The 15,158-nt window shown below is 66.9% G+C and carries 12 protein-coding genes and 2 pseudogenes; 6 read left to right on the top strand and 8 right to left on the bottom strand.

Features of this window, described 5'->3' with window-relative positions:
- The first annotated feature begins 130 nt into the window (after positions 1–130).
- From ID132_RS04335 to ID132_RS15475, 5 genes and pseudogenes are all read left to right on the top strand, one after another.
- Positions 131–283: a hypothetical protein gene (locus tag ID132_RS04335; RefSeq protein ID WP_164509771.1), complete on the top strand. Its 153-nt coding sequence runs from the start codon at positions 131–133 to the stop codon at positions 281–283.
- Positions 284–683: 400 nt separating this feature from the next.
- On the top strand, positions 684–1,073 hold the full coding sequence (locus ID132_RS04330; RefSeq protein WP_211198259.1) for a hypothetical protein: 390 nt from the start codon (positions 684–686) through the stop codon (positions 1,071–1,073).
- 44 nt (positions 1,074–1,117) lie between these two features.
- Positions 1,118–2,992, top strand: coding sequence for an oleate hydratase (locus ID132_RS04325; RefSeq protein WP_328743672.1), 1,875 nt, complete (start codon positions 1,118–1,120; stop codon positions 2,990–2,992).
- Positions 2,993–3,529: 537 nt separating this feature from the next.
- Positions 3,530–3,844 (top strand): annotated as a pseudogene (locus ID132_RS15145) (ABC-F family ATP-binding cassette domain-containing protein); the annotation flags it as partial.
- 701 nt (positions 3,845–4,545) lie between these two features.
- Positions 4,546–5,028 carry an ATP-binding cassette domain-containing protein gene (locus ID132_RS15475; RefSeq protein ID WP_211198258.1) on the top strand — a complete coding sequence of 161 codons (483 nt, stop codon included), beginning with the start codon at positions 4,546–4,548 and terminating at the stop codon, positions 5,026–5,028.
- Here the strand turns inward: ID132_RS15475 and ID132_RS04310 are convergent.
- Both ID132_RS04310 and recA read right to left on the bottom strand, forming a co-directional pair.
- The gene (locus tag ID132_RS04310; protein WP_193127935.1) at positions 5,016–6,008 is read right to left on the bottom strand and encodes a regulatory protein RecX; all 993 of its coding nucleotides are present in this window, start codon (positions 6,006–6,008) and stop codon (positions 5,016–5,018) included. The two genes, ID132_RS15475 and ID132_RS04310, sit on opposite strands and share 13 nt — an antisense overlap.
- Positions 6,009–6,117: 109 nt before the next feature.
- Positions 6,118–7,185: a recombinase RecA gene (recA, locus tag ID132_RS04305; RefSeq protein WP_193127934.1), complete on the bottom strand. Its 1,068-nt coding sequence runs from the start codon at positions 7,183–7,185 to the stop codon at positions 6,118–6,120.
- Positions 7,186–7,508: 323 nt separating this feature from the next.
- On the opposite strand from recA, the gene ID132_RS04300 reads away from it, so the two are divergent.
- The gene (locus ID132_RS04300) at positions 7,509–8,303 is read left to right on the top strand and encodes a YwaF family protein (protein ID WP_235988290.1); all 795 of its coding nucleotides are present in this window, start codon (positions 7,509–7,511) and stop codon (positions 8,301–8,303) included.
- Here the strand turns inward: ID132_RS04300 and ID132_RS04295 are convergent.
- From ID132_RS04295 to ID132_RS04270, 6 genes and pseudogenes are all read right to left on the bottom strand, one after another.
- Positions 8,300–8,524, bottom strand: a complete 225-nt coding sequence (locus ID132_RS04295) for a DUF3046 domain-containing protein (protein WP_164509769.1) — start codon at positions 8,522–8,524, stop codon at positions 8,300–8,302. The two genes, ID132_RS04300 and ID132_RS04295, sit on opposite strands and share 4 nt — an antisense overlap.
- 93 nt (positions 8,525–8,617) lie before the next feature.
- Positions 8,618–8,968, bottom strand: coding sequence for a helix-turn-helix domain-containing protein (locus ID132_RS04290; RefSeq protein WP_125107227.1), 351 nt, complete (start codon positions 8,966–8,968; stop codon positions 8,618–8,620).
- 113 nt (positions 8,969–9,081) lie between these two features.
- Entirely contained in the window at positions 9,082–9,837 is a 756-nt protein-coding gene (locus ID132_RS04285) for a CinA family protein (RefSeq protein ID WP_235988289.1), read from the bottom strand.
- Positions 9,834–10,490 (bottom strand): CDP-diacylglycerol--glycerol-3-phosphate 3-phosphatidyltransferase, encoded by a 657-nt coding sequence (gene pgsA / locus ID132_RS04280; protein ID WP_125107226.1) that lies wholly within the window; start codon positions 10,488–10,490, stop codon positions 9,834–9,836. Before pgsA ends, ID132_RS04285 begins: the two co-directional genes overlap by 4 nt.
- Positions 10,483–13,319 (bottom strand): annotated as a pseudogene (locus ID132_RS04275) (FtsK/SpoIIIE family DNA translocase). The gene pgsA and the pseudogene ID132_RS04275 overlap by 8 nt, the downstream one beginning before the upstream one ends.
- A 75-nt stretch (positions 13,320–13,394) precedes the next feature.
- Complete coding sequence (locus ID132_RS04270; protein ID WP_193127933.1) at positions 13,395–15,098, bottom strand: ribonuclease J; 1,704 nt, start codon at positions 15,096–15,098, stop codon at positions 13,395–13,397.
- Between the last annotated feature and the right edge of the window lie 60 nt (positions 15,099–15,158).

Genomic DNA, 15,158 nt, shown 5'->3' with positions numbered 1-15,158 from the left:
TGCCGCCGTCCCGACCGCACCTCGGGACGGCGGCAGTGTGTTCAGCGCGAGTGTGGCCGGCGGTTGCCGATGATGAGAACGTGAACCGGCCCAGCTTCTTTGCCGCCGCTGTGCGGGTTGGAGCTCTCTGGTGCGCGCCGCGCAGGAGGCCATCTCGAACTCGTTCGGGTCGACCATTCCGGGCGTGCCGTGGAGCTTTCAGGAGATCTACCAGTCGACCCAGCTGGCGGTGGCGTATTCGATGTCGGCGATGGTCTGGTATGGCCGTCGTGGCAGCTCGTGACACGAGAGCCCTAGCCCCTCACCGGTCTCGAGACCATCAGAAACATCCACGAACCGCCCGCGCCTTACCTGGAGCCGACGAACAATCCAGGACGCGAGGCCCGTCGCCGATCACGGGCGTGCGCCTCTCCCATGCACCCTTCAGAAAACTGAGTACGCTCAGTCTTGTGAGCTTCACGCAGCAGCTGTCAGGACACGGACATCGTGCAGGCGGCGGGGAAATCGAGTCCCGTCGTGAGCAGAACATGCAGCTCAAGCGAGAGCGGATCTTTCGTGTCGTGTCTGACCTTCTGCGTGCGCGGGGGTTCTCGGCGGTGACAACATAGGAGGTGTCGGCAGCGGCTGGGGTCGGGGCCGGCACCCTATTCCGCTACGCGGCGACCGGGAGCGAGTTGATGCTCATGGTCTACAACGAGGCACTCCGGTCGTCGATGGCTGAAGGCGCCGCGCGGGCGGCGGAGAAGAGTGCTGCCTATCAGCGGGAGCTACTCTTCGGCCCACACGACGCCAAGTTCCGGGCAGAAGGCATGGAATTGATCTTCGCGCTCGAAGCGTCGCTTTCTGACACCCTGCGCCGCGCTGCACCGCACCTCAGCGACGACGAGACGCAGGCCGCGGCATCCTCGCTGTTCGCCGTCGCCCATCTCGCGATCGCTCGCATGACGGTCTCAGAGATCCCCCCGGCTGCCGCGATCGACGACCTCAGACGTCAGGTCACACAGATCGTGACCGGCGTGCTGCACCACACCCCGGCGACAGAGAGGAGGCCCAGACACTCGCAGCCTGACTGACGAGCGAATACCTCGACCACGGCAAGCTCGGTGTCGCCACCGGCATGCGCTTGCACACCTACAACTCACCCCAGTCCAGCAGCCAAACATTTCACGAGAGGACGTGCACAACAGATGTATTACAGCAGCGGAAATTACGAAGCCTTCGCTCACCCCGCAAGCCCGAGGGTGTCGAGAACAAGACCGCGTGGTTCGTCGGCGCCGGGCTCACCTCGATGGCATCGGCGGTGTTCATGATCCGGGACGGGCAACTCCCCGGAGAGAAGATCACCATCCTCGAGCGCCTCGACCTGCCCGGCGGCGCGCTGGACGGTATCAAGAAGCCAGAGAAAGGCTTCGTCATCCGCGGCGGACGCGAGATGGAGGACCACATGGAGTGCCTGTGGGATCTGTTCCGCACCATCCCGTCGCTCGAGGTCGACGGATCCGTCCTCGACGAGTTCTACTGGCTCAACAAGGACGACCCGAACTATTCACTCAACCGGGTTACTCACCGGCAGGGCGAGGAGTTCGCCACCAACAACGAATTCGGCCTGAGCGAGCAAGCTCAGAAGGAGATGGTCAAGGTCTTCCTCGCCTCGCGCGAGGAGATGGAAGGCAAGCGCATTGACGAGGTCTTCGGTGAAGATTTCCTGAGCAGCAACTTCTGGCTCTACTGGCGGACCATGTTCGCGTTCGAGAACTGGCACTCCGCACTCGAGTTGAAGCTCTACCTGCACCGCTTCGTGCACCACATCGGCGGACTCCCCGACCTTTCGGCGCTGAAGTTCACGAAGTACAACCAGTACGAATCGCTCGTGCTACCCATGTACCGGTGGCTCGTGGATCAAGGCGTGAGGTTCCAGTTCTCCACCGAAGTCACAGACATCGACTTCTCTTTCGACGGCGACCGCAAGCAGGCCACCCGGATCCACTGGACGAATGACGGCGTGCCTGGCAGCGTCGACCTCGGCCCCGACGACCTGGTGCTCGCCACGATCGGTTCGCTCACAGAGAACTCCAACGACGGAACGCACCACTCTGCCGCCAGGCTCGACGAAGGTCCCGCGCCGGCGTGGGACCTGTGGCGACGCATCGCGGCCAAGCACCCCTCGTTCGGCCGACCCGAGGTGTTCGCCAGCGACATCCCGAAGACCAAATGGGAGTCAGCGACCGTCACCACCATCGGGCCTGAGATCCCGAGGTATATCGAGAAGATCGCCAAGCGCGACCCGTTCTCGGGCAACGTCGTCACCGGTGGCATCGTTACTGCGAAAGACTCGTCCTGGTTGCTCAGCTGGACAGTCAACCGCCAACCCCACTTCAAGGCGCAAGCACCCGATGAGATCGTCGTCTGGATCTACGGCCTGTTCGTCGACGTGCCCGGCGACTTCACCGGCAAGACAATGCAGGAATCGACGGGCGAGGAGATCACCCAAGAATGGCTCTATCACCTCGGCGTACCCGTCGAGGAAATCCCGGATCTCGCAGCAAACGGGGCGAAGACCGTGCCCGTCATGATGCCCTATGTCACCTCATTCTTCATGCCACGCACCAGCGGCGATCGCCCCGACGTGGTGCCTGAGGGCGCAGTGAACTTCGCGTTCATCGGCCAGTTCGCCGAAACCACGCGCGACACGATCTTCACCACCGAGTACTCGGTGCGTACTGCGATGGAGGCCGCATACCAGCTGCTGGGCATTGATCGCGGCGTGCCGGAGGTGTTCAATTCAACGTACGATCTCAGGTTCCTGCTTAAGGCCACCTCGCGCCTCCGCGACGGCGAGGAAGTGGAGCTGCCCGGCCCGAAGTTCGTCGGCAACCGCATCATCAAACACCTCGACCACACTCAGATCGGACAACTCCTCACCGACTTCGGGCTCGTCCCAGAACTCGACCGCACGACGTCACGGCCCCGTACCGACGACGCCATCTCCTGACTCGGAAACACGGACTCATAACACCCAGCGAGCATCATCCCGTGCCGGTCTCTGACACGAGGTGATGCTCGCTGGTCAGTCCCCCGATTGTGCCGACATTGAAGCCGTCCTGGATCGCGTCCAGCTCCTCGCGTCCGACGATGTACCGTNTGCCGCCGTCCCGACCGCACCGCGGGACGGCGGCATTGTGTTCAGCGTTCGACTGCCCTAAGGTTGCCGATTATGAAGATTTCCTAGTGTCTCGGTTCGTGTGCGGCGCCCTGTTCGGGCAGGCCCGGCGAACCTTCTCGATTGGCGCATCGCGCCGACGTACGCGCGATCACGGCGCGGAAGGCACAGGCAATTGACCCACTCAACGACTCTTCATTCGCCGCGCCACAAGGGCGCCCACCTGCAGGCGCGCGAGCTCACGGTACTCCGTGGCGAGCGGCGCGTGCTCGACCGTTTCGATCTTCGGGTTAGCCCCGGCGAGCGGGCGGGCCTCATCGGGGNGCCGGCAAGTCGACGCTGCTCTCAGCGCTCGCGGGCGAACTCGAGTTGGCCGACGGTGACGTGACGGCCCCCGCCGAGCTCGGCTTCCTCCGGCAGGAGATGGAGCTGCCCGGCGATACGACGATCGACGCCGTCGTCGCGACCGCCGTTGCGCCCATCCGCCGGCTCGAGGGCCAGCTCGAAACCGCGGGTCTGGCGCTTGCCGACGGCAGTTCGGCCGCGGCCGACGAGTACTCGCGGCTGCTGGATGCGGCCGAGCAGCTCGGCCTCTGGGAGCTCGACGCCCGCATCGAGACCGTGCTCGCAGGCTTGCAACTCAGCGCGCTCGACCGCGGTCGGCCCATCTCTGAGCTGTCTGGCGGGCAGCGGCACCGTCTCTCGGTCGCGGCGCTCCTGCTCGAGCAACCGACGGCGCTGCTCNGAGCCAACGAACCACCTCGACGCGGAGGCGATCGCGTTTCTCGCGACGCAGCTGCGTTCCTGGCGCGGCCCGGTGTTGTTCGCCTCGCACGACCGCAGCTTTCTCGACGAGCTCGCAACCGTAATCATCGACCTCGACCCGGCCCCGGCCGAGGAGGGCATCCGCCACGGCATGGTGCGCGGCCGCCGCTTCGGTGGCAACCTCAGCGATTACCTCGCGACCCGGCGCCGCGACATCGTGCGCTGGACCCGAGAGTACGAGGAGGAACGGGCCGAGCGCGCCCGGCTCGCCTACGTTATCGACGTCGACGCGCGCGAGATCTTCCACACCGACCGGCCGCGCGGCGATTCTCGGATCAACGCGAAGTTCGAGTCGGATCGCGCCGCGAAGACCGTCGGCGGTCGGCTCCGACAGGCACGGGCCCGGCTCGACGCCCTCGATCGAGCACCGGTGCCGGTGCCGCCGCGGCCGCTGAGCTTTGCGGGCTTCGCACGCGGCAGCGTCACGGGCGAGGGGATGCTCGCGCAGCTCACCGAGGCGGGCGTGCGAGGTCGCCTCGCGCCGATCTCGCTCGAGATCGAGGCAGGCAGCCGCCTGCTCGTCACCGGGCCNCGGCGCGGGCAAGTCGACGCTGCTTGGGGTGCTCGCCGGCACGGTGCCGACGAGTTCAGGCGAAGCGCAGCGCGGCCGGAGCATCCGGATGCTGCGGCAGGACGACGAGTGGCCCGACCTCTCGATTTCAGCGGCGGAAGCGTATCGGCGTGCCCTGCGGCGACCTGGGCGGGCGCCGTCGCTCGAGGACCTCGGGCTGTTGGATGCGGCAGCCTCGCGGCGGTCGCTCGGCAAGCTCTCATACGGACAGCGCCGACGCGTGGCCCTCGCGCCGCTCGTGGCGGAGCCGCCGGCGCTGCTGCTGCTCGATGAGCCAACGAACCACCTTGCGATCGAACTCGTGTCGCNGCTCGAGTCCGCGCTCGACGAGTACCCGGGTGCCGTCGTGATCGCCTCCCACGATCGCTGGCTGCGCGAGCGGTGGCAGCACGGTCGGCTCGAACTCGCCCCGCCTCAGCCACGTGACAGTACTGGCAACGAGGCGGCGAGCGCAGCGCGCTACTTGAAGTAGGGGCCCGACGACGTCGGCGGCTGAAGCGCGAGGTGCACGACCTGGCTGACGATCGAACCCGAGAAGCCGCGGCGGCCAAGGTAGCCATAGAGTCGACGGCGAGCGACCTCGGGGTCGAGGTCGCTTAAGCTGCGCGCACGCTTTGTGGCGAGTTCGAGCGCGAGGTCGAACTCGCTTGCGTCGGTGGACTCGAGTGCGTCGTCGATGATGTCGCTGTCGAGCCCGCGCTGGCGGAGCTCGCGCGCCATGCCGGCACGCCCGAGCCCCTTGCGGGCGAGTTTGCCGGTAACGAGCTGCTCGGCGAGGCGTTCGTCGTCGAGATAGCCGTAGCCGCGCAGTCGGTCGAGCACCTCGCCGCGCTGAGCCTCATCGAGATCGGTGTTCACCTGCAGGTGCGCGTCGCACTCCTGCGCCGATTTCGGACTGCGCGCGAGCACGCGGGTGAGCCGCTGCACGCCGTCTTCGATCGCGTCCTCGCCCGTGAGCGGCGGGGTGGTCTCAGCGGGGTCGTCGGCGTCAGCCTCGTTGAAGCGCACGTGCTTGCCACCGCGGCCGCGCGCCCAGGCACCGCCACGGGTGCTGGTCGCAGCGCCGCGCCGACCGTCGGTGTCGGCGCCCACTCGCGGCTCGCCGCTCGTGGGGCCGAAGCTCGGCCCCACGGCGCGGGTCGCCGGCCGCTCGGTGTCCGAGAGGCGGGGCGCCGACGTCTGGGGCGCCGACTTCTGGGAGGCCGAAGGCTGCGCCGCCGACGGCAGGGCCGTCACGTTCGAGCGGGCCGCGTTGCTCGGTGTCGCCTCGGGTTGTGCCTCGCCCTGCTCGACGCTCGTGATGCGGGCGCGCAGCCGGTCGAGCTGCGTCGCCTTCTCGGCCTCGGCAAGCGCGCCGTCATCGGCGTCAGCGGACGCTTCGGCCGTCGGGCGGCTGGGGAATGCAATGACCGGGGCGAGCCCATCGGCGCCGCGGTTCTGGTCGTTGGTCATGTGAGAACACCTTCCGTGAGACTCGGCGAACGCATCGATGTGTCAGCGCTCCGATGCATCGAAGTGGGGCGGGCATCGTCACGAATGACCATGCCCGCCCCTGGGTCGACTACGCGATGCGTTCGATGATCTCGCCGGTGGCCTCGTCGTAGACGGGCTCGTCGGCTTCGGCCTCGGCGCCCTGACGGACACCGAGCTTCACGAGGATCTTGTCTTCGATCTCGAGCGCGACGTCGTCATGTTCCTTGAGGAAGCGACGCGCGTTCTCTTTACCCTGGCCGAGCTGGTCGCCCTCGTAGGTGAACCACGAGCCCGACTTGGTGACGATGCCGTGCTCGACGCCGAAGTCGATGAGCGACCCCTCGCGCGAGATGCCCTCGCCAAAGAGGATGTCGAACTCGGCCTGCTTGAAGGGCGGGGCCATCTTGTTCTTGACGACCTTGACGCGGGTGCGGTTACCGACGGCGTCGCCGCCGTCCTTCAGTGTCTCGATGCGGCGAATGTCGAGGCGCACCGAGGCATAGAACTTCAGTGCCTTACCGCCCGAGGTGGTCTCGGGGCTGCCGAAGAAGACGCCAACCTTTTCACGCAGCTGGTTAATGAAGATGGCGGTGGTCTTCGTCTGGCTCAGACCACCCGTGAGCTTGCGAAGCGCCTGCGACATGAGGCGGGCCTGAAGGCCGACGTGGGCATCGCCCATTTCGCCCTCGATCTCGGCCTTCGGGGTGAGCGCTGCGACCGAGTCGATGACGACGAGGTCGACGGCGCCCGAGCGCACGAGCATGTCGGTGATTTCGAGCGCCTGCTCGCCCGTGTCGGGCTGCGAGACGAGCAGCTGGTCGATGTCGACGCCGAGCTTTTTCGCGTACTCGGGGTCGAGCGCGTGCTCGGCGTCGATGAACGCGGCGATGCCGCCGGCACGCTGCACGTTGGCGATGGCGTGGAGCGTCAGGGTTGTCTTACCCGACGACTCCGGGCCGTAGATCTCAACGACGCGGCCGCGAGGCAGGCCGCCAACGCCGAGCGCGACGTCGAGCGCGACGGAGCCGGTGGGGATGCTGTCGACGGGGGCGCGCTCTTCGCTGCCGAGTCGCATAACCGACCCCTTACCGAACTGGCGGTCGATCTGCGTCAGTGCGCTTTCGAGGGCTTTCTCGCGGTCTTTTGGTGCTGCCATTTTGGATGCTCCTTGGAGTCGGTATGTTGGTGCCCACAGGCTGTCTTGCGCTGATGTAGAGCACTTCGACAGGGCTGCGACCGGGTTTCGAACCTGATGCCGTCAGGCTAGGTCGAGCCTCCGACATGCATCGCAGTTGCTCGCCCGCCTGTGGAAAAGATCCGCTCCACAGCTCGCACGGTTGACACTACACCCGCTCGAACAATGTTTCGAACATGTACGGGCGTGTCGCGCCCGGCTTTCGAATCTGACGAACGCGCATCCGCCCCGCTTCGCCCGCCTAGGCTGGTGCTACCAGCAGGCAACGAGCAGCAGGAGTGACCATGGCGCCCGAACCAATCGGCCACATGACCGCCTACGGCGCCGAGCACCTCATCGTGCTCGCCATCACGGTTGTGCTCGCCGTTCTGCTCACCATCTGGGCTCGACGCGCGAACGGCACCGAACGGTTCGAGCGCATCCTCACCGTCTCGGGCTGGGTGCTGCTGGGAATCGCAGTCTTCTGGCTCGCGTGGGGCTTCCTGCCCGTGAACTGGAACCTCAACGAGTCGCTCCCCTTCCACTTCTCGGACGGGCTGCGCATCTTCGCCGCGATCGCGCTTATCACCCGCACGCCGTGGGCCGTGCTCGTCTCGTACTTCTGGGGTCTGACGCTGAACCTCATGTCGGTGCTCACGCCTGACCTCAACTACTTCGTCAACCCGACCCTCGAGTTCACCCTCTACTGGGTGCTCCACGTCGCCGTGTTCCTCGTGCCGTTCGTGCTCATCTGGGGCGCGGGCTACCAACCCACTTGGAAGGGCTTCGTGCTCTCCTACCTCATCACCTGCGCCTGGGGGGCGATCGCCATGATCGTCAACGCGATCACGGGTGCAAACTATGGCTACCTCTCGCACCCGCCGCGCGGCATCTCGCTGCTCGACGCGCTCGGGCCGTGGCCGAGCTACGTGCTCTGGGAGCTGCTGCTCGTCGCGATCGTCTGGTCACTCATGACCTGGCCGTGGACGACGCGGCGCGCGGTTGCCGCCACCGGGCCCGCCGACAAGCCGGGCTTCGTGCGTCGCCGTCGCGTCCCAGTCCGCGCCGAACTCAGCTCTCAGCAGGCCGTGACGGTCTAGTTCGAGGGCGGCAACAGGCCGACGCCGTACCAGCGGTTGCGCGGCACATCCATCGCGTCGCAGAGCGCGAGCCAGACGTCGCGGGCGTCCTCCCCCTCGTCGAGCGCCTGCTTCGCGGTGCGGTCGCCGAGCGGGCCGAGCACGACGTCGCGCACGACGGACGCCCCGTAGGCCTCGCCGAACTCGTCGCGGACCGCTCGCTGAAACTCGCTCAATCGCATACCCACCAGCCTAACGACCCGATGCCGCACCACCATGGAAAACCGGCTCGGCCCCGAGCAGCGGAGCTGTTCGGGGCCGAGTGGTAGTTCGGGTTAGTGCGTCGAGACTGCCTGCTCGTGACGAGCGGGCCCGTTGAGCAGGTTGTCCGGAACGGTGTCGGGAATAACCTGCTGCACCTGCGCCAGTTGGCGTTCACGCGCGATGAGCGTTTCGCTCTTCGCAAGGCGGTTGCCAACCTCGTGATAGATCGTCGACAGCGGCGTGTCGAGAGCTTCAGCGACCGAAGCGAGAATCTCGCTCGAGGCCTCTTTCTGCCCACGCTCAATCTCGGAGAGATATCCGAGCGCCACCGATGCACGGCCTGCCACCTGTCGGAGTGTGTCGCCGCGGCGTAGACGGACGTCCCGCAGCACCTCGCCCATTTCGTGTCGAACTAGCACCATACGGAACCTCCCTTCCTCAAGTTCGTTGGCTCGCATGGATCGCGAACCATGAAGTGTACAACCGTGAACTGATCGTGCGCATTCCCGATCACGTCAGCTCGCTCGGAAAATCTTCAGCGTCGCGGCGCTTCGGCCAGGTGTTCGAGCAGATTGAAGATCGCGGCCTCGACCGTGGCGATGCGGATGCGGTGGCGCGAGCCGACCGGGTCGTCGTCGCGCACGAGGTTGCTGAAGTCGAGCTGCACGACGCGGTCGCCGAAGATCGAGTCGATGCCGACGAACACCGTGCCGGGCCGCTGGCCGTCGGCGGGCTCGGGGCCGGCGACGCCGGTCGTCGAAATACCAATGTCGACCGGCTTCTCGCCCTTGAACGAGAACTGCTTGCGCACGCCCGCGGCCATCTGCTGCGCGACCTCGGGATGCACGGCGCCGGCCGCCGCGAGCAGCGAGCGTTCGACGCCGAGCAGCTCGCGCTTCGCCGCGAACTGATAGGCGACGGTGCCGCCCTGGAACGACGCCGAGATGCCCGGCACGCGCACGAGCTCGGCCGCGAGCTCACCACCGGTGAGCGACTCGGCGACCGAAATCGTGAGGCCCGCCTCGATAAGCACCTGCCCGAGTTCAGCGGTCTGCGCCGGGATCACGTTAATCTCGGCGGGCACCGCGGGCAGTGGCGGCATCGCGTCGTCGACCGGGGCGTCGCCAGCAGGCGCGGCAGCGGCCGCCTCAGCCTCGGCACCCTCGGGCAGTGGCACGGCCTGCGCGCCGCCCTCAACGTTGATCGGGTCGATCACCTCGGCCTCCCAGTAGCCGGCCTGCTCGGTGTCGACTGGCTGGGTCGCATCGTCTCTCGAGGATGAATCACTCATGCCTGCTCCCCCACTGTCGTGGCCGACGGTGCGCCACCGTCGTGCTTCTTTGGCCAGTATGCCCGCACGAGGTAGTCGATTCCCGACCAGATGGTGAGAACGAACGCGGCCGACATAAACGCGCCGTTCACCCAGTGCATCCAGTCGCCGAGCAGCGCCGGGAACGGCGCGATCGCGAGCGAGATCGCAACCGCCTGCATGACGGTCTTGAGCTTGCCGCCGCGACCGGCGGGCAGCACGATACGACGGGCCTCGATGAGTCGCCAGACGGTGATGCCGAGCTCGCGCACGAGGATGAGGATCGTCACCCACCATGGCAGCTCGGCGAGCACGCTGAGCAGAATCAGTGCCGCCCCGGTGAGCGCCTTGTCGGCGATCGGGTCGAGCAGCTTGCCGAGGTCGGAGATGAGGTTGCGGCTGCGCGCGAGGTGGCCATCGACCGCATCCGAGCTGATGCCGACGACGAACAGCGCAAGCGCAACCCAGCGCAGGGCGCCGTGCTCGCCCGCATCCGCGAGCATCACCCACACGAACGCGGGCACGAAGAGGATGCGCACCATCGTGATGAGGTTGGGCACCGCCCAGGGGCTCACCGGCCCGTCGCCGCGTCGCCAGATGCGGGGCCGCTCGGCGGCGTTGCGGGGGTCAGTCACGACCGGTCAGCTCCCATGCGTCTTCGGATTCGGAGGACTCGACCTCTTCAAGGCCCTCGTACTTCGCCTCGATCGGGTCGTCGCCGTACGGGTCGGCGTCATCGTCGTCGCCCGAGGGCGCCGCCGGCGGCGGACCGTCACCGCGCAGCATCGCGAGCACTTCGGCGAGCTGATCCGGAGCGACGAGCACGTCACGCGCCTTCGAGCCCTCAGAAGGGCCGACGATCTCGCGCGACTCGAGCAGGTCCATGAGTCTCCCGGCCTTCGCGAAGCCGACGCGGAGCTTGCGCTGCAGCATCGAGGTCGAGCCAAACTGCGAGGTGATGACGAGCTCGGCGGCCGCGAGCAGCGGCTCGAGGTCATCACCGATGTCGGAGTCGATCTCGCGCTTCTCGGCTGGCGCCGTGACGTCGGCGCGGTACTCGGGCTTCGCCTCGGACTTCACGTGCGTGACGACCTGGTGAATCTCCTTGTCACTCACCCACGCGCCCTGCACGCGAATCGGCTTCGAGCCCTGCGGCGAGAACAGCGCGTCACCCTGACCGATCAGCGTCTCGGCACCGGTCTGGTCGAGGATCACTCGGGAGTCGGTCGAGCTCGTCACGGCGAAGGCAAGGCGCGAGGGCACGTTCGCCTTGATGAGGCCGGTGACGACGTCGACCGAGGGGCGCTGCGTCGCGAGCACGAGGTGGATGCCCGCGGCGCGCGCGAGCTGCGTGATGCGCACGATGGAGTCCTCGACGTCGCGTGGCGCGGCCATCANAGCTCGGCGAGCTCGTCGACGACGACGAGGAGGTACGGGTAGGGCTTGAGCTTGCGCTTCGACCCCTCGGGTACTTCGACCTGCCCCGCGCGGATCGCCGCGTTGAAGTCGTCGATGTGCCGGAACCCGAAGTTCTCAAGGTCGTCGTAGCGCATCTCCATCTCCTTCACGACCCACTGGAGCGCCTCGGCGGCCTTCTTCGGGTTCGTGATGATGGGGGTGATGAGGTGCGGCACGCCCTGGTATGGCGTGAGCTCGACGCGCTTCGGGTCGACGAGCACCATGCGCACCTCGGTGGGCTTCGATCGCATGAGCAGCGAGACGATCATCGAGTTCACGAAGCTCGACTTACCGGAACCGGTCGAACCGGCGACGAGCAGGTGGGGCATCTTCGCGAGGTTCGCGAGCACGAAGCCGCCCTCGACGTCTTTGCCCACGCCAATCGTCATCGGGTGGTGCGCTTTGAGCGCTTTCTGCGAGGCGAGCACGTCGCCGAGCTGCACCGTCTCGCGGTCGGTGTTCGGAATCTCGATACCGATCGCCGACTTGCCGGGAATCGGCGAGAGGATGCGCACCTGGTTCGAGCGCACGGCGTAGGCGATGTTCTTCGAGAGGTTCGTGACCTTCTCGACCTTCGTGCCGGGCGCGACCTCGACCTCATAGCGCGTCACGGTCGGGCCGCGCGAGAAGCCGGTCACTTGGGCGTCGACGTTGAACGACTTGAAGGTCTGGTTGAGCGCCTCAATGGTCGACTCGTTCGCCTCGGTCTTCGACTTCGGCGCCTCGCCGCGTTCGAGGATGCGCGTGGCCGGCAGCTGATAGGCCACCTGCTCGTCGCTCGGCTCGGCCCGGGTGTCCCAGTTCGCTGTCTCGTCCTCTTCGACCGCCGCGAGCGCGTCGGCCTCGCTCGGCTCGCTCGACGCGGCCGGCGCTGGAGCCGAGGGTGCAGCTGCGGCGGCAGCGGCGGGCGCAGTGCGCTTCGGAGTCTCAGGGATCGGCGCGGTGTCGCCGCGCATCGGCGGCAGCACCTCGGTCGGGTTCTCGAGCGGGGCGGGCACGCCAAAGTCCTGCGGCGCCGAGCCGTCGGTGGGCGCCTGCACCTCATCGAACANGTCGAGGCCGAGCACCTCGGTCTCGTCGTCGCGGCGACGGCGCTTGCGGCCCTTACGGCCCTTCGCCTCGGTGTCGAGCACCTTCGTCGCGTCGCTGCCCTCGCGGTTGCTCGGGTCGACGAGCGGCGTGTCGTAGGCCGGGTCTTCTTCGCGCCCGGTGTCGTTACGGCGCCACCACGGCACGTCGTCGTCGGCGGGCTTGCGGGCTGGTTCCTCCTGCGCTGCGGGGACATCCTGCCCCTTCGCCTCGGCCGAGCGTTCGGCGCCGACGAGCCAGTTCCAGCCCTCGACGATGCGCGACGGCAGCTGTCTCGGCGGCGTCTTCGTCAGTACGAAGAGCGAGAGTACGAAGATAAGCGCGAGCACGATCGTCGCGCCGATGATCGTGATGATGAAGCCGAGCGAGCCGCCGACCATCCAGCCGAAGATGCCACCGGCGCGGGCGAGCGAGGGCATGCCCTCGGCCGGCTGCGGCTGGCCCGCATGGAGGTGGCAGATGCCGGCGGCGCTGAACAGTGCCATCGCGAGCCCCGTGAACACTCGCCCGTTGTCGTAGACGGATGCGGGGTGCCGGTAGAGCCAGAGCGCGAGGCCAACGAGCACAACCGGCATCGCGTAGGCAACGAGGCCGAACAGTCCGCCGAAGCTGAAGGCGTTGAGGTTCTCGGCGATGACGTTGCCGGGGAAGAACCAGAGCGTGACGCCGCCGATGATGCCGAGCAGCACGAGGGCGGTCGGGAAGGTGTCGCGGCGGTCTTCTTTCGCGAGGGTGTCGCGTCCGAGCGCCCGGGCGGCCCCGCCCATGCTGTGGGCAAAACCGTTCCAGGCGCGCGCGCCGAGCCCCAGTTCCTCGTTGGTGAACTGGACCTTGGTGTCGTTTTTCGCGGTGCCGCGGGAGCGGGTGGAGTTGGACCCGGACCCCTTCTTCCCACGGTTGGAGGCAGTATTCGGCATAACTACCAGGGTAGTGCCGAGGCGCAACTACGCCCCGGCACTACCACGGAGTGGCCAAGAATTGCCCTTCGAGGGTTATTCGCCGGTGTTCGCGAAGGTGACGACGGGCACGATCATCGGGCGGCGACGCTGCTTCGTGCCGGCCCAGCGGCCGACGACGCGGCGTACCGCCTGCGAGAGGCGGTACGTGTCGCGCACACCGTCGTCGAGCGCATCCTCGAGCGCCTTGCGCACCTGCGGCACGAGCGGCTCAAACACGCGGTCGTCGGGCGCGAAGGCGCGAGCGTGGAACTCGGGACCCGCGATGATCTTGCCGGTGGCCGGGTCGATCACGGTGTAGATCGAGATGAAGCCCTCGGAGGAGAGCACGAGACGGTCCTTGAGGTCGTCCTCCGTGACGGTGCCGACGGTCTTGCCGTCGACGTAGACGAAACCGACCGGTACCTCCCCGACCTTCTTCGGCACGCCGCCCGCGAGGTCGATGACGCCGCCATTCTCGGTGACGATCGTGTGGTCGCGCTCGACGCCGGACTTCACCGCGATGTTCGCGTTCGCGGTGAGGTGGCGGAACTCGCCGTGAACCGGCATGGCGTACTTCGGCTTGATGACGTTGTACGCGGCGAGGAGCTCGTCGGCGAAGCCGTGACCCGAAACGTGCACGCGGGCGTTGCCCTTGTGCACTACGTCGGCCCCAGCCTTCATGAGGTTGTTGATCATGTTCGACACGGGCACCTCGTTGCCCGGCACGAGGCTCGAGGCAAGCACGACACGGTCGCCCGCCCCCACCTCGATCGCGTGGTCGCCCTGCGCGATGCGGTTGAGCACGGCGAGCGTCTCGCCCTGCGAGCCGGTGCAGACGAACACGACGCGGTCGCGCGGCAGGTCGAGCGCCTTCTTGTAGTCGATGATGACGCCCTTGGGCGCGTGCAGGTACCCGAGGTCGAGGGCGATGCCCATGTTGCGCACCATCGAGCGGCCGACGAGTGCAATCTTGCGGTTGTTCGCGGCAGCAGCGTTAATGACGTGCTGCACGCGGTGAATGTGGCTCGCGAAGCTCGAAACGATGACGCGGCCCGTGCTCGTGCGCACGGCCTCGTTGATCGCCGGGGCGACCGACATCTCGGAGCCCGAGTGGCCCGCAACCTCGGCGTTCGTCGAGTCGCAGAGGAACAGGTCGACGCCCTGCTCACCGAAGCGGCTGAGTGCGCGCATGTCGGTGAGTCGCCCATCCATCGGCGTCGGGTCCATCTTGAGGTCGGCCGTGTGGATGAAGCTGCCGGCCTTCGACGTGACGTGCACGCCGAGCGAGTCGGGAATCGAGTGGTTCACGGCCCAGAACTCCGCACGGAACGGGCCGAACTCCTCGACGTCGCCCTCGTGCACCGTCAGCGTGTACGGCGTGATGCGGTGTTCCTTGAGCTTCGCCTCGACGAGCGCGAGGGTAAGCGGCGAGCCGATGAGGGGAATGTCGGGCTTGCGCTTGAGCAGGTACGGCACACCGCCGATGTGGTCTTCGTGGCCGTGAGTGAGGAAGATGCCCACGACGTCGTCGAGGCGGTCGAGGATGATCTCGATGTCGGGCAGGATCAGGTCAACGCCGGGCTGCGTCGATTCGGGAAAGAGCACGCCGACGTCGATGATGAAGATCTTGCCGTTGAGCTCGAACGACGTCATGTTGCGACCGACCTCACCGAGGCCGCCGTGCGGGATGATCCGCATCGTGTCTCGGGCGAGCGGGGGCAGCTGCACCGGAATTGATTCGGTTATTTCGTTTGACATAGTTACCTGTCGGTTTGGCAACCGCAGGATGCGCGGGATGGCCCGGCGGGCGCGGTCGCA

The sequence above is a fragment of the Gulosibacter sediminis genome (assembly GCF_014904065.1).
GTDB lineage: Bacteria > Actinomycetota > Actinomycetes > Actinomycetales > Microbacteriaceae > Gulosibacter > Gulosibacter sediminis.
Note: the sequence above shows the minus strand (reverse complement) of the source record. Positions and strands in the feature narration are given on the sequence as shown.